This is a genomic window from Parvivirga hydrogeniphila (genome assembly GCF_023371205.1).
Classification (GTDB): domain Bacteria; phylum Actinomycetota; class Coriobacteriia; order Anaerosomatales; family Anaerosomataceae; genus Parvivirga; species Parvivirga hydrogeniphila.
This window is the reverse complement of record NZ_JAMCCO010000002.1, coordinates 298,098-315,283: the sequence shown is the minus strand read 5'-3', so window position 1 is coordinate 315,283 and position 17,186 is coordinate 298,098. Positions and strand designations below refer to the sequence as shown.

Here is a 17,186-nt window from a genome sequence, read left to right as displayed (position 1 = left end):
AGAAGGCATGAGACTCGTCGTGCTAAAGAATGCCGACTTTGAATCAGGTCGGCTTTCGGGAGTCGAGGTCATCTCGTTCGAGGAGCTCAGGAGCTGGGTGTCGAACGGGCGCGTTCTCGGGAAGGTCCTGCGGTACCGCTCCGCCGAGCTGCGCACCTACGCTCTGCCGGCTCTGGGCCGGTGGCTGCCGACGGCGCTCCTCATGCGTGCGCTCACGTGCGGGCCCGTAGAGTTCACGGACGAGGCCGGCGCTCGTGAGCGCATCGACGCAGCTCGCATCGTGCGGCTGGGGTTCCAGTGGGCCCGCGACGCCCTGCGCAGTGGCTCGCTCGTCAGGAGGGTAGGCCGCGCGGTCGACGCCCTCGGTGCCCGCTCGGCCTGCGTGCTTCCCGACTCCGGGGCGCCGCTCTACCTGCGAACCGATTTCGCGTTCGGTCTGAGAGGCGGCGGATCGGTCGGGCACATCGCAGGAGTGCTCAACAAACTCGACGCGTTCGGCGAGAAGCCGGTTTTCATCTCCTCGGACTTCATCCCGACGATACGGTCCGATATCGAGACGCACGTGGTCTGGCCGCAGCCGGAGTTCCGAGACATCGGCGAGCTGTGGTCGGCAGCGTACAACGAGCACTTCCTGGCACGCGCACGCGAGATCGTGGGGCCGCGCCGCGTCCGCTTCGTATACCAGCGCTACAGCCACAACAACTACTGCGGCTTGGCGCTCTCGTCCGCGCTCGGCGTGCCTTTCGTGCTCGAGTACAACGGCTCTGAGGTCTGGATGGCGCGGCACTGGGGGCGGCCGCTGAAGCACGAGCGGCTCGCCGAGAAGATAGAGCTGGCGAACCTGCGCGGCGCCGACCTCGTGGTGGTCGTCTCGAAAGCCATGCGCGATGAGCTCGTGGCTCGCGGGATCGACCCAACAAAGATCCTCGTGAATCCGAACGGCGTCGATCCCGACGTCTACCGCCCTGATCTGGACGGCTCCGAGGTCCGGTGCCGCTACGGGCTTGAGGGGCTCACCGTCGTCGGTTTCATCGGGACCTTCGGACGGTGGCATGGCGCCGAAGTCCTCGTGGACGCGTACGGCCGGCTGCTCGAGCGCCGTGAAGACCTGCGGGGGCGCACGCGGTTGCTGATGGTGGGCGACGGTATCACCGCTTCCGAGGCGCGTGCCGCTGCACAGCATCACGGCATCGCCGACAACGTGATCTTCACCGGAACCGTGCCGCAGGAGCTCGGTCCGGTGCATCTTGCCGCAATGGACGTGCTCGTCTCGCCGCACGTTCCCAACCCGGACGGCACGCCGTTCTTCGGCTCGCCCACCAAGCTTTTCGAGTACATGGCGATGGGGCGCGGCATCGTCGCGAGCGACCTCGACCAGATCGGCGAAGTGCTCGAGCACGACCGGACGGCGTGGCTGGTGAAGCCAGGCGACGCGGAGGACCTGAGCCGCGGCATCGAGCGTCTGGTCGACGATCCCGAACTGCGTGCGCGGCTCGGGGCGGCGGCCCGCGAACAGGCGGTCGCCAAGCACACCTGGCGCGAGCACACGCGGCGCATCGTCGAAGCGCTCCGTGAGCGCTGCGGTCGGGGGAGTGCGGATGCCTGACCTCGTGCGCGACATCAAGCGCGCCGCCTCGCTTCCGCCGCACGTCGTGGTGCGCAAGGCGGTCGGTCGTGCGAAGCGGGCCTTCGAGGCGAGCCGCGAACGCGCGCGGGCGATGCGCAGGTGTGCATACGCGCGTGACGGCATTGCGCTTGCGGCGCCCCTCGCGGGCCTGCGCGGAGCGGTCCGCGTGCCGCCCGCTGCGGAAGAGCACGCCGAGGAGTGGCTCGCCCACACCTTCTCGCTCCTGGGCTCCGGGCCGGTGGCAGTCGCGTATGGCACTGCCTGCCGGGGCGTGGAAGGCCACCGCTATCCTCCAGGCGAGCCGGTGCTGCCCGACCGGGACGGCGCGTGGCTCGCGCACGTGGTCACACCGCCGAATCTGGCCGAGTCGCGCCGCGTGTGGTCGCTCGTCTCGGCGGAGTACCTTCCTATCGACTGGCAGCTCGACTTCAAGAGCGGCTTCCGCTGGAGCGCGCAGACATGGCACCGCGACGTGCGGTACGGGCACCTGCCGGGCGTGGACGTGAAGGTGCCGTGGGAGCTCGCGCGCTGCGAACACCTGCCGGTGCTGGCTGCGCTCGCTGGCCAGGCCGCCGATGCGGCCGCGCGCGAGCGGTACGCGCGTGAGGTGTTCGACGAGATTCTCGACTTCATCGCGCAGAACCCGCCCGGTTTCGGCGTCGACTGGGCGTGCCCGATGGACGTCGGCATCCGGGCCGCGAACTGGACGCTCGCCATGGACCTGCTGCGCGAAGGCGGCGTCGTCCTCGGTGCAGACTTCGAGCGGCTGTTCGCGCGCAGCTTGCTCGAGCACGGCCGGCACATCGTCGCGAACCTCGAGTGGTCGCCCGATCTGCGGAGCAACCACTACCTCGCCGACGTCGCAGGGCTGCTGTTCATCGCCGCGCACCTCGAGAGGACGCGGGAGACCGACGCGTGGCTCGCGTTCGCCGCGCAGGAGCTCGCGAAGGCGGCGCGCGAGCAGTTCTATCCGGACGGCGGCAACTTCGAGGGCTCGACGTCGTACCACCTGCTGTCGCTCAGCATGATGGCGTGGTCGATGGCGCTTCTCGACCTGCTGCCTGCGGAGCGCCTGGCGGCGCTTGAAACGTACGACCCGACGGCGCTGCGCGTCGCGCCTGGCCTCGAGACCCCGCCGCTCGATCTCGCGTCCGTCCGAGAAGCGATCGCGTGTCGCGTGGCGGCCGGGGAGCGGTTCGCCCACGAACTGCGGCGTCCTGACGGAGCGCTGCCGCAGTTCGGCGACAACGACTCGGGGACGTTCGCACGCCTCGAACCGCCGAGCGCTTCTGCCGCGCTCGACGCTGCGCGCGAAGGGCTCCCGCCGCTTGCGAGGTCGGTGGGCGACCCCAGCGCGCGGGACCGGCTGCGTCAGCGCATCAGCCAGGGCGAGCTTCGCGCTCGGGAGTATGAGTTTCCTGGCGAGCGGCTGGCCGAGGGCCTGTCAGTGGCGTGCTTTCCGGACAGCGGGGTGTACGTGTACCGCTCGAAGCGGCTGTACCTGGCGATCCGCTGCGGCGCTATCGGCCAGAACGGCGCGGGCGGGCACGACCACTGCGACCAGCTCGGCATCGAGCTGTGGATCGATGGCGCGCCCGTGGTGCGCGACCCAGGGACGTACCTGTACACGCCGCTGCCGGAGCGGCGCAACGAGTACCGTTCGGCCGCGGCGCACTTCGTGCCGCGCGTGCCTGGCCGCGAGCCGGCCCGGCTCGACTTCGGGTTGTTCGTGTTGCCTGGCGCGAAGCCGGGCGTGTGCGAGTGCGCTGGCGCGGACGTCTTCGTCGGCCGCCACGACGGCTACGGCGAGCCCGTGTGGCGCATGATCGAGGTGCGCGACGACGCGGTCGTCGTCACCGACGCGAGCAGGCTCGATCTCGAAGACCTGCGCGAGCATCGTCCGCCGCCGTACTCGCCGGCCTACGGGACGCTGGAGGAGTCGTGAAGGTACTGTTCCTGGAGAACCTGCCGTACGAGTCCGACGTGCGCGTGGGAAGCCACCACTACGCGGCCCGCTTCGCGCGCGAAGGGCACGACGTGCTGTGGCTCTCGCACCCCATCTCGCCGCTGCACTTCGTGCGCCGCGTGAAGCGCGACCTCGCCGTTCGCGTCCGGGCATGGCGCGAAGGGCCGCTTCAGGTCGACGGGCTTGCCTGGTACGCGCCGCTCGTGGCGCTGCCGCCTGCGGACGCGCCGCTCCTCAAGAGCCGCTGCGTCTACGAAGGCGTCGCCCGGCTGAGCGTCCCGCCGCTCTCAAGCGTGCTCGCGAAGGCGGGCTTCGCGTCGTGCGACGTCGTGTGGCTGACGAACCCGTACTACGCCGCATTCGCTCGCGCCGTGCACGCGCGGTGCAGGGTGGTGCGCGTGGCGGACGAGTCGTCGGCCTTCAAGGGCGTCTCGCCTGTCGTGGCGCAGGCGGAGGCCGACGCGATCCGCGACGCCGATGTCGCCTTCGCGGTGTCGGCGCCCACGCTCGAACGCGTGCGAGCGCTTCGCCCTGACGCCGTGGGCTTGCCGAACGGGGTGGAGTTCGAGCACTTCGCGCGGGGAGGCGACGAGCCGCCGGAGTACGCCCAAGCGCCGCGGCCGCGCGTGGTGTACGTGGGCGCCACAGAGTACTGGTTCGACGCCGACCTCGTCGCTGCGTGCGCTCGCGCGATGCCGCACGCCGCGTTCTTCATCATCGGCCCGGCATCGTCGCGCGTCGCGGCCGTGCTCGGCAGCGTCCCGAACGTGCGTCTGCTGGGGCCGCGCCGGTACGCGTACCTGCCGCGCTACCTCGCGCACGCAGACCTCGGCATCGTGCCGTTCGTGCGGGACGAGATGATCGACGCCGTGCACCCCATCAAGGTCTACGAGTACCTCGCGGCAGGGCTGCCGGTGGTAGCGACGAGGTGGACCGAGCTCGAGCGCATGAACGCCCCCGTCCGGCTCGTCGACAGAAGCGGCTTTTGCCAGGCGGTCTTTGAAGAGCTTGCATCGCCGAGCTGTCCGCGGGATGCTCGCATCGCCTACGCCGCTGCGAACTCGTGGGACGAGCGGTTCGCGGCGGTGAAAGAGGCCGTGGAAGCGGTGATCGGAACCGCGCGTGCGTGAATGTTGAGAGGGTGGCGCTGCCGTGCACGGAAGCACCCGCATTCTGCTGCTCAACGCGTTCTCCGGCGAGGGGATGGGCGGTGGCGAGGTTCAGACCCTGTACTTGGTCCGCGGCCTGAGCGCGCGCGGGTTCGAGGTCCACGTCGCGTGCCCGCCGTCGCTGCTCGCCGACGAGGCACGCGCCGCCGGCGCTGCCGTGCACGAGCGCGCATTCGCGGCGCGAGACCTCGTGGTGGGCCATCGCGCGATCAGGGGGGTCCTCGCGCGCACCGGATGCCAGGTGGTGCACGGTACCGGTTTCTTGACGAACATCGTCGCTCGGCGTGCGAAGCGCGCGGCAGCGCCGGTCGTGGTCAACACGGTCCACGTGATGCCGGACGCTTCGTTGCACGAGTCCGGGTCGCGCGTGGAGCTCGCAGCGCGCCGTTTCGTCGACCGCGCCACGCTCGGACGGGTGGATGCTCTCGTCGCTGTCTCGGGTGCCGTCGCCAGAGCGCTTGAGCAAGCGCGGCTGGTGCCGGCTTCGGGCGTGCGCGTCATCCACAACGCCATCGACATCGACGACGTCGTATCCCGTTCCACGGAGTCGGTCGATGGCCTGCCTGGTGGCGAGGGACCGCTCGTGGGGTTCCTCGGGCGGCTGGAGCGGGTGAAGGGCCCGGACCTGTTCGTCGCCGCGTGCGAGCGACTTGCGCGGCGACGGGCTGATCTGCGATTCGCGATGGCGGGGTCAGGCACGATGGGAGGCGAGGTGTCCCGGCGGCTTCGAGACACCTGCGCCGGTCGAGCGGTTGCGCTGCAGACGGTTGCGAATCCCCCAGCGTTCGTGCGTGCCCTGGACGTGCTCGTGATACCGTCGCGCTCGGAAGCCTTTTCGCTGGTGGCGCTCGAGGCGATGGCCGTAGGGACACCGGTCGTCGCGACCGAGGTCGGCGGTCTCAGAGACCTGATCCGAGAGAGCGGCGCAGGCGTGCTTGTGTCTCCGGAGGACGCCGATGCGCTCGCAGATGCCGTTGAGCGCGTGTTGGATGATCGCATGCTCGCAGCTCGACTGGCGCAGGCAGGACCGCCGTTCGCGCAGCAGTTCGCGGTGGATCGCTTGGTGGACAGGTACAGCGAGCTGTACAGGTCGCTCCTCTCAGGAGAAGCGCCATGACCTCTCTTTCCGGCATCACGCTCGTGTTCGTGACCTCGCACGCCGGTCGCACCCTCGGCCGGATCGAGCGGCGCTGGCTGCGCGTGATGGAGACGCTTCTCGCGCACGGCGCGCACGTGCACCTGGTGTGCGCGCTTCGGGCGCCGGTCGAAGGCGAAGCGCGGGCCCGGGGCGTCACTGTCGCGCCGTACCGGCTCGACCGCTTCAACCTCGTCCGCACGCGCTCTCGCCTGCGGAAGTACCTGCTGCGCTACCGCCCGGCGATCGTGCACACCACCGGCTACGAGGCCGACGTCGTCACGCGGTGGGCGGCGTCCGACCTGCCGGTGGCGATCGTGTCGTCAGCAACCTGCTCGTCGTGGCCGCCGCGCGGGACGGGCGTGTTCGACACCTGGATCCGCCAGCGGCTTGACCGCGACACGCTGCCGCGTCTGGATGCGTTCGTGGTGGACGCGCCTGAGATGGCGGAGCGGGCGGTCGCCGCAGGCGTTCCGCGCGATCGCGTGGTGCTGGATCCGCCGAGCGTCCGCATCGCGCGTGTGCTCGAAGAGGCCGACGTCGACGTGGAGCTCCCCGACGGCTGTCCGCTCGTGGGGTACGCGGGTGCGCTCTCGCGCAGCCGCGGCCTCATGGCGTTGGCAGCGATCGCGCCGCGCATCAAGGCGCAGCACCCGGGCGCATGCGTGGTGGTCGCAGGGGAAGGGCTGGCACGCCATACCTTGCACGCGGCCGTGCGCGACGGCAGGATCGACCTCGTGGCGCCCGTACCGAGCGTTCCTGCCGTGCTCGCGCGGCTGGACGTGTGCGTGTTCCCGCTCGCGGAGCCGGGGGTGCCGACGCCGCTGCTCGAAGCGCTCGCACTCGGCCGCCCGACGGTCGTGACGGCGGTTCCGGGCGTCGCCGGCCTGCTCGATGACGGCGTCGAGGCGCTGGTCGTCCCGACGCGCGACACCGACGCGCTCGCCGACGCGGTGCTGCGGCTGCTTGCCGACCCGGCGTTCGCGTCAGCGGCAGGCGAGCGCGGGCGGCTCGCGGCGATCGACCGCTTCCAGGCGGCGGACTCGGTGGAGCGGCACCTTGCGCTGTACCGCCGGCTGGCGGCCGGCCGGGCCTAGCGCGCCCAGTCGTCCTCGTAGCGGACGATGTCGTCCTCGCCGAGGTAGTCGCCGACGGCGATCTCCACGATCTTGAGCGGCGCGTCCCCGGCGTTCGTGAGCCGGTGCCGCATGCCGACGGGGATGAACGCGCTTTCGCCGGGGCGAAGCGAGACGGTCTCGCCGTCACGCTCCACGAGCGCCTCGCCTGCGACGACCACCCAGTGCTCGCTCCGGTGCGCGTGGCTCTGCAGCGAGAGCCGGCGGTGGGGGAGCACCTCGATCGTCTTCACCTGGAAGCCCGCGCCTTTCACGAGCAGCGTCCAGGACCCCCACGGGCGGAGCGACGAGCGCGGCTCGACGACCTCTTTGGCGCCGCGCGCTTTAAGCGCGTCCACCACGAGGCGCACGTCTTGCGCACGGTCCTTCGGCGCGACGAGCGTCGCGTCTGCGGTGTCGACGACGAGGAGGTCTTTCAGCCCGAGCGTCGCGACCAAGCGGTCCGCAGAGTACGCGATGAGCCCCTCGGAGCCGACGTCCACGACGTTGCCGACGAGCACGTTGCCGCGCTCATCGGGCGGCGCGACCATGCTGAGCGCGACGAGCGACCCGACGTCGGACCACGCGAGCCGTGCAGGGACGACGGCCACGGCGCTCGACTTCTCCAGGACCGCGGTGTCGAACGGCTCTGCCTCCAGCTGCTCGAAGAGGGCGCGCGCCTCGTGCGAGACCCACTCAGCCGGCGGGCGGGCCGCGAGCGTACGGGCGGTCTTCGCGATGTGTCCGGCCCCGACCGCCTCCAGCTCGCGCAACACCGCGTCTGCGCGCGCAACGAGCATGCCGGAGTTCCACAGGTAGCCGCCGTCGGCGAGGTAGCGCTCGGCCGTCGCGCGGTCCGGCTTCTCGACGAACGCCGCCACCTCGTGTGCCGCCACGTCGCCCTCCGCGCGACCGGGAAGCGGTGCGCCGAGGCGGATGTAGCCGTAGCCGGTCTCCGGGCGGTCAGGCTCAAGCCCGATGGTGACGAGCCGTCCGTCTTCGGCGACCTGGGCGGCCACGCGAAGCACGCGGTGCCACACCTCGCCGTCCTCGAGCAGGTGGTCGGAGGGGAGCACGACCATCACCGCGTCGGGGTCGAGCCGCGACAGGTACGCCGCCGCGAGCGCGATCGCCGGCGCGGTGTTGCGCGGCACGGGCTCCGCCAGGTAGTCGATCGCGACGCCCTCGAGCGCCTGTTGCGCCGAGAGGTGGTTGCGGAGCTCGTCGAGCAGCCGCTCGTTGGTGAGCACGTGCACGCCGCCCGCGTCGACGACAGGCGCGATGCGCGCCACTGCACGGGTGATGAGCGACACGCCGCCGAAGATCGACACGAACTGCTTGGGAGCGAGCTCGCGCGAGAGCGGCCAGAAGCGCGTGCCGCTGCCGCCCGCGAGGACGACAGCGTGCAGGTGAGGGATGCGGTCTTCAGTCAGCATGCGGCCAAGTATAGCGGTCGCCGCCGACGTGCGCTCGCGGTATCGCTCGATGCCCGGATGCGGCACAATAGGCGCGGACCGGTGGTTGCCCAGCGAGTCTTCGAGGAGGTCGTCATGCCCTCTGCGCGCGACATCAGATTCGGGACGGACGGGTGGCGGGCCGTCATCGCTGACGGCTTCACGTACGAGAACCTGCGCCGCGTCGCCGACGCGGCAGGTCGCGTGTTCGCCGAAGACCGCCCCGGGGGCGTGATCATCGTCGGCTACGACACGCGGTTCGAGGCCGGGGCGTTCGCGCAGGCCGCCGCGGAGGTGCTCGCGGCCCACGGCCTGAAGGTCCGCGTCTCCGACCGTCCGCTGCCGACGCCAGCGCTGTGCTGGTCGGTCGCCCACTCGGACGCTGCGGGCGGCGTCATGCTGACCGCGAGCCACAACCCCGCGAAGTACCTCGGCTTCAAACTGCGCATGGAAGACGGCGGCGCGAGCCCCGTGTCATTCACCGACCGGGTCGAGGCGGCGCTCCGTGATGAGGCACCCGATGCGCGTGGCGCCTTCGAGACGGTCGATCTCGTCGGACCGTACCTGGAGGCGCTGCGCTCGTTCGTCGACGGGGAAGCGGTCCGTGCGGCAGGGCTCCGCGTCGTGGTCGACCCGTTGTACGGCGCGGGCCAGGGCTATCTTGCCGAGACGCTTACGGCGCTCGGCGTCGAGGTGACGGAGATCCACGGCGAGCGCAACCCCGGTTTCGGCGGCCTGCATCCCGAGCCCATCCCGCCGCACGTCGACGCGATGCGCCGGGCGGTGGCCGACGGCGGGTTCGACGCGGGCTTCGCCACCGACGGCGACGCCGACCGCATCGGCGCCTGCGACCGTACGGGCGCGTTCGTCAACCCGCACCGCATCCTCGCGCTCGTCACGCGGCACCTCGTCGAGGGCCGCGGCATGCGCGGCCGCGTCGTCAAGACGCTCTCGACCTCCGTGCTCGTCGACCGGATCGCGCAGCACCTCGGCCTGGAGGTCGCCACGACCCCCGTCGGCTTCAAGTGGATCTACGAGCAGATGGTGGCAGGAGGCGTGCTGATCGGCGGCGAGGAGAGCGGCGGCATCGGCATCCCCGAGCACGTGCGCGAGCGTGACGGGCTGCTCATGGCGCTCCTGCTCGCTGAGATGATGGGGCAGCGGCGCATGGGTCTGGGCGAGCTCGTCGAAGACCTGCTCGCCGTCACCGGTCCGATGGAGTACCTCAGGCGCGACCTGGCGCTTGCGCAGGAGGTGAAAGACGCGTTCGTCGCGCGCATGCCGTCGCTTGCGCCGCACGCCATCGCGGGGCTGCCCGTGAAGGCCGTCGTGCGCGATGACGGCGTGAAGTTCCTGCTCCCGGACGACGCATGGCTTCTGCTCCGCACCTCGGGCACCGAGCCGCTCGTGCGCATCTACGCAGAGGCGCCGAACGCCGGCGCGGTGGACGAGCTTCTCGCAGCGGGCGAGCGCCTCGTGCTCGGCGAAGACGACTGAAGGAGACGCGCGGCCCGCCGATGCGCATCACGATGCTGAACAAGCACTACCCGCCGCACCTCGGAGGCATCGAGCACCACGTGCGCGACCTGGCAGAAGCGCTCGTCGAGCGCGGTCACGCGGTGCGCGCGATTGTCGCGAACGAGGCCCCCGACACGGTGACCGAGACGCATGGCGGGGTGGAGGTGGTGCGCCTCGGGCGCGCGTTCAACGTCTCGTCCGCTCCGGTGGCGTTCGGGTTAGCGCGTGCGCTTCGCGAGGAGGAGCGCCGCGCGGACCTGCTGCACCTGCACTCGCCGTACCCCTGGGGCGAGCTGGAGTGGCTGCGGGCGGCGCCTGCGCTGCCGTCCGTGCTCACCTACCACAGCGACATCGTGAGGCAGCGCGTGCTGCTCGCAGGCTACGCGCCGTTCCTGCGTCGCGTGCTCGCGCGCGTGGGGCGCATCATCGTGTCGAGCCCCCAGATGGTCGAGCACAGCGCGTTCCTGTCGCCGGTCGCGGAGAAGTGCCGGGTGGTTCCGTTCGGCATCGACCCCGGCGAGTTCGCCGACCCGTCGCTTCAGTCCGAAGCCGAGGCGATCCGCGCGCGGCACGAACGGCCGGTCGTGCTGTTCGTCGGCCGCCTCATCTACTACAAGGGCGTCGACGTGCTCGTGCGCGCCATGGCGCGCGTGGATGCAGACCTGGTGATCGTCGGCTCAGGCCCTCTCGAGGCGAAGGTGCGGTCGCTCGCGAGCGCGACCGGCGTCGGGCCGCGCCTGACGATCCTCCCGCCGCTTCCGCGCAAGGAGCTCGTTGCGCAGTACCTGGCCGCGGACGTGTTCTGCCTTCCGAGCGTCGCGCGCTCTGAGGCGTTCGGGCTCGTGCAGCTCGAAGCGATGGCGGCCGGCACACCGGTCGTGTCGACCGCGCTGCCGACAGGCGTGCCGTTCGTGAACGAGCACGGCGTGAGCGGGCTCGTGGTCCCGCCAGGCGACGCAGATGCGCTCGCCGAGGCGCTGCGCACGCTCGTCGCAGACGACGGGCTCCGTGCGCGCCTCGGCGTCCAGGCGCAAGAGCGCGTGCGCGCAGAGTTCACGCGCGAGATGATGGTGGAGCGCACGCTCGCGGTCTACCACGAAGTCTCGGAGGCGGTGTGATGTCGAGAAAGGCCTTCGTCGCGCTGTCTGTCCTTCTGGACGCGCTGGTCGTGAACGCGTGCTTCGTTGCCGCGTTCTTCCTGCGCTACGGCGGCCAGCCGCCCGCCTTCAACTACACGCCGTACGTGGCGCTGTGGCCGCTGATCACCGCGTTCTACCTGCTTGCCGGGTACGTGTACGGGCTGTATGAGCCCGAGCGCACCGAAAGCACCTGGGCGGTCGTCAGCGCCGTCGCGCGCGCCACGGTCCTCGGCATCCTGCTGACGGCCGCGACGGCGTTCTTCTTGGGGCCGCGGTTCTTCTCCTTCAACCGCCTCGTCATCCTCATCGCGCCTGTGCTGCAGTTCGTCGTGCTCGTGACGTGGCGGCTGGCGGCGCTGCGCTTCACGCCGGTCCGCTGGCCCGTGAGCCGCATCCTCATCCTCGGCACCGACGACGCCGCCGTCGAGCTCGCGCGCGAACTCGAGCGGCGTGCGGGCTGGGGACCGCGCGTGCTCGGCCTGCTCGCCCGGACGCCCGACGGCCCGGCCAAGGTCGCCGGCTTCCCGGTGGTCGGCACGGTCGGCGACGCCGCGCGGCTGGCGCACGAGCTCGAAGCCGACCGCATCATCGTCTCCTCCCCGCCTGCGGTGCGCGAGCTCATCGAGCAGTTGGCGCTTTCCGATGAGGTGGACGTCCGGGTCGAGGTGATCCCCGATCTGTACGAGATCTTCATCGGCACGGTCGACAGCGCGGTGAGCGACATCCCCCTCATGCAGCTCACCGGCCGCCCCGTTCCGGGATGGTTCGAGGCGGCGAAGCGCGCGATCGACCTGATCGGAGCGCTCGCGCTGCTCGTGCTGCTCTCGCCCGTGCTCGCGTTCGCGGCGCTCGGCGTCCTGCTCACGATGGGGCGCCCGGTCTTCTACACCCAAGAGCGCGTCGGGAAGGATCTGCGCACCTTCCGCATCGTGAAGTTCCGGACGATGGTCCGCGACGCCGAGCGGCAGACCGGCCCGGTGCTCGCAGAAGACGACGACCCGCGCATCACGCCGTTCGGCCGCTTCTTGCGCCGGTACCGGATCGACGAGCTCCCGCAGCTCGTCAACATCCTCAGAGGCGACATGAGCTTCATCGGTCCCAGGCCGGAGCGGCCGTTCTTCGTCGAGCAGCATCTCAAGGAGATACCCGGCTATCGCGAGCGTTTCCGGGTGAAGCCTGGCGTGACGGGGCTTGCGCAGGTGAGCGGCAGCTATGCGACGACTGCTGAACGGAAGCTGAAGTTCGACCTCATCTACATGTATCATCAAAGCCTGCTCATGGATCTGCAGATCCTCGTCGAGACGCTCCGGGTCGTGCTCACCGGCCGTGGGGCCCGCTAAGGAGGACGCGTGGCGAAGAAGAAGGCACCTGCCGATGCGAAGCTCATGGCTGCCAAGAAGGCGCCTGGCGACGTGAAGCGCGGTGCCGCGAACAAGACGTCCGCAGGTGCGAAGCCTGGCGCTGCCACAAGCGCGCAGCGCGGCACACCGCACGCGTCCGCGGCGCCGATGGACGCGTTCGATCGGATCGCCTGGGCGTGCATGCACCTCATGGTGGTCCTCGTGCCGCTCGCAGTCGCCAATCCGAGCGTCATCGGCATCAAAGCGATGCCGCTTTCCTACGACCAGTTCGACATCGTCAAGGTCTTCGCCATGCGAGCGCTCCTGCTCGTCGCGCTTGCCGCGTGGCTCACGGGCGTGCTCACGCGTGGCGGGCGCGTGCGCTTCACGCGCGTCGAGTGGCTCGTGCTGGTGTTCCTTGGCTGGGTGTTGCTGACGTCGATCACCTCCGTCCACCCGCCGACCGCCATCTTCGGCAAGTACCGCAGGTTCGAGGGCCTGCTCTCCTTCATCACCTACGGCGGCTGGTTCTTCTTGGCGCTGCAGCTCGCCGACCGGCCGTCGCGCATCCGCTCGCTCGCGCGCTCGCTCGTGATCGGTGGCGTCCTTGTGGCCGGCTACGGCGTGGCGCAGCGCTTGGGCATCGACCCGGCCACGTGGGGCAACCTCCCCTTCGAGCAGCGCCGCGCGTTCTCCACCTTCGGGAACCCAGACCTGCTCGGCGGCTACCTCATCTTCCCGCTGGCGGTGGCGCTTTCGCTGGCGCTGTCGGAGAAGCGGCGCGAGGCGAGGATAGGGTGGTGGGCCGCATTCGCGCTCATCGGGTTCTGCCTGCTCGTGTCGTACGTGCGTGGCGCATGGATCGGTGGGACGGTAGCGATCGCCGCCATCGCCCTCGCCGCCACAGTCGCTCGCGTGCCGTGGACGGCCGAGGACTGGGGCGCGGTGGGCGTAAGCGCGGTGCTTGCGGTCGTCGAGACCGTCCGGAGCCTGTCGTCCACCGACGGCGTAACGAACGTGGTGGCGCGCATCAAGTCGATCTTCGAGTTCGGGCAGGGCAGCGCGCTTACGCGCTTCCAGATCTGGCAGGCCGCGTGGGCCGCCATCAAGGAGCGGCCGGTCCTCGGGTGGGGCGCAGACACGTTCCGCCTCATCTTCCCGCGGTTCAAGCCGCGTGCCTACACCGGGACTGCTGGCTACCTCTCGGTCGCTGACAACGTCCACAACTACCCGCTTCAGCTCGCCTCGGCCATCGGGATCCCCGGGCTGCTCATGCTGTACGGCTTCTTCTTCTGGACGCTCGCCCGCTCGTTCAAGACCGTGTTCGTGAAGGGAAGCGGCACGGAGCGGCTCGTGCTCGCGGGCTTCTGGGCGGCGGCGCTCGGCTACATCGTGCACCTCACGTTCGGGCTTTCCATCACCGGCTCCACCGTGCTTCTGTGGCTGAGCCTCGGGCTGCTGCTCTCGCCGCACGCGAGCGTGCGTGAGGTGGAGGCGCCCTCGCTCGGGGTGCCGATGGCGGCGGCCGTCTGCGGCGTGTGCGCTGCGCTGTTCATCGGTAACGTCGTGTACTTGCGAGCCGACAACATGTACCTCATGGCCCGCATCGGTTCTCAAGGCATGACCCGCGTGGAGTACGCCGAGAAAGCCGTGAAGCTCAACCCTTACAACGACATGTACCGCACCGAGGTCGGGCTCGCGTGGCAGGACCTGTTCATCTCGCAGCTGATGCAGGGCGTCGGCGACGCGCAGTCGCGCGAGCGCGCCTTGTACTACCTGTCTCAGGCGGAGCGGGAGTTCCTCTCGGTGATCGACTTCGTGCCCACCGAGTACGACAACTACGTCTTCCTCGCGAACCTGTACAATCAAGCGTCGTACTACCTCGGCGGAACGTACGCGGACAAGGCTGTTGAGATCGCCCGCAAGGGTGTCGAGGTGGAGCCGTTCGGACCCGCGATCCGCGTGCAGCTCGCGCTCGCGCTCATGACGCGAGGCGACGTGGAGGAGGCGGCCATGCAGGCCGCTGAAGCCGCGGACCAGGACCCGAACTACGTCGAGGCGTGGATGGCGCTCGGCGACGCGAAACGGCTGCTCGGTGACCTTACCGGCGCGAAGGCCGCGTTCGAGCGGGCCGTCCAGCTCTCTGGAGGAAGGGCGGACGCGCAGGAGGCGCTGCAGTCGGTCGTGGCGAGCCTCACGGCGAAGGAGACGACACGATGAGCGAACGGCGTATCGACGAGATCCCTGCCAGCACGGTCGAGCGGTTGCCGCAGTACTTGCGGTGCCTTGTCGAGCTGCAGGCGCTGGGCGTTCCGCTCGTGAAGTCCGAGCGGCTTGCGGCGTTGTGCGGCACGAACCCCGCGCAGGTCCGCAAGGACTTCTCGTACCTGGGCGAGCTCGGCACGCGCGGCATCGGGTACGAAGTGTCCGCGCTCATCGAGCATCTTTCGACGTTGCTGGGTGTGAAGGAGCGCCGCAAGGTGGCCATCGTCGGGTATGGCAAGCTCGGCTCCGCCTTGCACGGCTACCCGGGATTCGCTGAGCGCGGGTTCGAGATCGTCGCGCTTTTCGACATCGACCCCGCCAAGGTCGGCAAGGACTTCCATGGCGTGCAGGTCTATCACGTCGATTCGGCGCCCGAGGTCGTGCGCAAGCTCGGGGTGGAGATCGCGATCCTGACGACGCCGGTGCAAGGCGCCCAGATCGCCGCCGACGCCATCGTCGAAGGCGGCGTGAAGGCGATCCTCAACATGGCTCCCACGCGGCTGATCGTACCGGACGACGTGAACGTCCGTTCAGTGTGTCTGTCCACGGACCTGCAGATACTGTCCTTCTGGCTTTCCCAGCAGGAGGGGGCCCGGTGACGCGGTCGCGCAAGACGGAGGGCATCGCGAAGGACGTTGCCCAGGCTGTGCCGAGCATCGCAGACAACGTCGCACCCGATGCCGCTTCGGGCGAGGGCGTCGAGGACGGCCCGCATGAGGAGGACCTCGTTCCGGGGTGGCTTGCGCTGCTGGTCCTCGTCCTTCTGCTTGCGGTCACGGCGGCAGGCGGTTTCGTGCTTCGTGGCGTGCTCACGCGCGGCAAGCAGGCGACGCCCGCGACCGTCTCCGAAGAGACGTGGAAGGCCGCGGTCAAGCGCGATCCCGAAGACATCGAGGCGCGTCTCAACCTCGCCTACGCGTATCAGCAGCAACAGCGCTGGGACGAGGCGCTCAAGCAGTACGAAGAAGTCCTGAAGCGTGACCCGAAGAACCTGGCGGCGATGTACAACCGCGGCGTGACCCTGCTTGCGGAAGGGAAGCCCAAAGAGGCCGAGGCAGCGCTGTGGGACGTGCTGAAGGAAGCGCCCGACCACGTGCTTGCCGCCAAGACGCTCGGAGAGCTGTACCTGAGCCAGAAGCACTACAAGTCGGCGCTGTTCACCGTGGAGCCGGTGTTGAAGAGCCAGCCGCAGTACGCCGACTTGCAGTACATCGCCGGCTATGCGAGCGAGCAGCTGGGGAAGCGCGAAGCAGCGATCGCATACTACCGCGCGGCGCTGAAGTACGCCCCGGACATGACCGAGGCGAAAGAGGGGCTGAAGAGACTGGAGGCCAGCCAGTGAGCGTACGCCGCGTCAACCCGCTGGGATCCCTCAGGCGCGGCATCCGGCTCACGCCGCGTCAGTGGTTCATGGTGCTGGCCGTGGTTCTCTTCCTGCTGCTCATCGCCCTTCTCGTCTATCTCCTGTACTTCCTGGGCCGGCCCGAATCGCTCGGATCGCTTCCGCCGAAGGAGGGAATCAGGCCCGTGTGGCAGGTGTACGGGCCGGGCGTAGGCGACAAGCCGCTCTTCGACCGTCCGATGGGTGTGGCCGTGGGGCGAAGCGGCCGCGTGTACGTGACGGACTCGGGCAACAACCGGGTGTGCGTGTTCGATGCGAACGGCAGGTTCCTGTTCGAGTTCGGCGGCTTCGGTGTGGCCAAGCCCGTTCCGGGCGGTACGTACTCGTACAAGCCAGGACGCCTCAACTACCCGGCGGGGATCGACGTGGACGAGGACGGCAACGTCTACGTCGCCAGCTTCTACAACGACTCCATCGAGGTGTACGACCCGGACGGAAAGCCGCTTCGGCGGTTCCCTGACCCGACGAAGCCGGTCGGTCGCGGGTCGTCCGGCCAAGAGGGCGGCGGCATCGCCGTCACGGACGTCGCAGTGAGCGGCGACTACGTGTTCGCTACGGACCAGTGGCAGGTCTTCGTGTTCAAGCGGGACGGCACGTTCGTCCGCCAGTGGGGCAAGCCGGGGATGGAGATAGGCGACCTCGACCATCCGAACGGGCTTGCGGTCGGCGCAGATGGGACGGTCTACGTGTCAGACTCCAACCACGCGCGCGTGACCGCGTTCAGCCCAGACGGCACACCGCTGTGGACGGTCGGGACTCCGCCGAAGGGGCTGAACGACCGCTCTTCACGACCGCTCCAGCTTCCGCGTGGTCTGACGGTGCTCTCCGACGGCGACGTGCTCGTTGCCGACTCGTTCGCCTTCCAGCTCGTGCGCATCTCTTCTGAAGAGCACACGGTGACTGCACGCTATGGAGAACGGGGCACCGAGCCCGGGCAGCTCAACTTCCCTAACGATGTCGAGCGTCTCAGGGGATTCCTGGTGATCGCCGATAAGGAGAACGGTCGCGTGCAGTGCGTGAGACTGACGGGACGTTAGGAATCCTTGTCAGGCGGTG

At 69.6% G+C, this 17,186-nt stretch carries 13 protein-coding genes; 12 read left to right on the top strand and 1 reads right to left on the bottom strand.

Annotated elements, in window-relative coordinates; translation table 11 throughout:
* Positions 1-7: 7 nt before the first annotated feature.
* Genes MX659_RS07100 through MX659_RS07080 form a run of 5 tightly spaced genes read left to right on the top strand, consistent with a single transcriptional unit; the run spans position 8 to position 6,994 of the window.
* Positions 8-1,606, top strand: coding sequence for a glycosyltransferase (locus MX659_RS07100; RefSeq protein ID WP_267192777.1), 1,599 nt, complete (start codon positions 8-10; stop codon positions 1,604-1,606).
* Entirely contained in the window at positions 1,599-3,572 is a 1,974-nt protein-coding gene (locus tag MX659_RS07095; protein ID WP_267192776.1) for an alginate lyase family protein, read from the top strand. The genes MX659_RS07100 and MX659_RS07095 overlap by 8 nt, the downstream gene beginning before the upstream one ends.
* Positions 3,569-4,723 carry a glycosyltransferase gene (locus MX659_RS07090; RefSeq protein WP_267192775.1) on the top strand — a complete coding sequence of 385 codons (1,155 nt, stop codon included), beginning with the start codon at positions 3,569-3,571 and terminating at the stop codon, positions 4,721-4,723. The genes MX659_RS07095 and MX659_RS07090 overlap by 4 nt, the downstream gene beginning before the upstream one ends.
* 22 nt (positions 4,724-4,745) lie before the next feature.
* Complete coding sequence (locus MX659_RS07085) at positions 4,746-5,879, top strand: glycosyltransferase family 4 protein (RefSeq protein ID WP_267192774.1); 1,134 nt, start codon at positions 4,746-4,748, stop codon at positions 5,877-5,879.
* Entirely contained in the window at positions 5,876-6,994 is a 1,119-nt protein-coding gene (locus tag MX659_RS07080) for a glycosyltransferase family 4 protein (protein WP_267192773.1), read from the top strand. Before MX659_RS07085 ends, MX659_RS07080 begins: the two co-directional genes overlap by 4 nt.
* Here the strand turns inward: MX659_RS07080 and MX659_RS07075 are convergent.
* Positions 6,991-8,448, bottom strand: a complete 1,458-nt coding sequence (locus MX659_RS07075; protein ID WP_267192772.1) for a mannose-1-phosphate guanylyltransferase/mannose-6-phosphate isomerase — start codon at positions 8,446-8,448, stop codon at positions 6,991-6,993. The genes MX659_RS07080 and MX659_RS07075 overlap by 4 nt on opposite strands.
* Positions 8,449-8,562: 114 nt before the next feature.
* Between MX659_RS07075 and MX659_RS07070 the strand changes: the two genes are divergently transcribed.
* Genes MX659_RS07070 through MX659_RS07040 form a run of 7 tightly spaced genes read left to right on the top strand, consistent with a single transcriptional unit; the run spans position 8,563 to position 17,167 of the window.
* Entirely contained in the window at positions 8,563-9,963 is a 1,401-nt protein-coding gene (locus MX659_RS07070) for a phosphohexomutase domain-containing protein (RefSeq protein ID WP_267192771.1), read from the top strand.
* 20 nt (positions 9,964-9,983) lie between these two features.
* Positions 9,984-11,102, top strand: a complete 1,119-nt coding sequence (locus MX659_RS07065) for a glycosyltransferase (RefSeq protein ID WP_267192770.1) — start codon at positions 9,984-9,986, stop codon at positions 11,100-11,102.
* Positions 11,102-12,463, top strand: coding sequence for a sugar transferase (locus MX659_RS07060; protein WP_267192769.1), 1,362 nt, complete (start codon positions 11,102-11,104; stop codon positions 12,461-12,463). The genes MX659_RS07065 and MX659_RS07060 overlap by 1 nt, the downstream gene beginning before the upstream one ends.
* Before the next feature lie 9 nt (positions 12,464-12,472).
* Positions 12,473-14,683 (top strand): O-antigen ligase family protein, encoded by a 2,211-nt coding sequence (locus MX659_RS07055; protein WP_267192768.1) that lies wholly within the window; start codon positions 12,473-12,475, stop codon positions 14,681-14,683.
* Positions 14,680-15,327, top strand: coding sequence for a redox-sensing transcriptional repressor Rex (locus tag MX659_RS07050; RefSeq protein ID WP_267192767.1), 648 nt, complete (start codon positions 14,680-14,682; stop codon positions 15,325-15,327). Before MX659_RS07055 ends, MX659_RS07050 begins: the two co-directional genes overlap by 4 nt.
* Entirely contained in the window at positions 15,324-16,070 is a 747-nt protein-coding gene (locus tag MX659_RS07045; RefSeq protein WP_267192766.1) for a tetratricopeptide repeat protein, read from the top strand. Before MX659_RS07050 ends, MX659_RS07045 begins: the two co-directional genes overlap by 4 nt.
* Entirely contained in the window at positions 16,067-17,167 is a 1,101-nt protein-coding gene (locus tag MX659_RS07040) for an NHL repeat-containing protein (protein ID WP_267192765.1), read from the top strand. Before MX659_RS07045 ends, MX659_RS07040 begins: the two co-directional genes overlap by 4 nt.
* Positions 17,168-17,186: the final 19 nt, after the last annotated feature.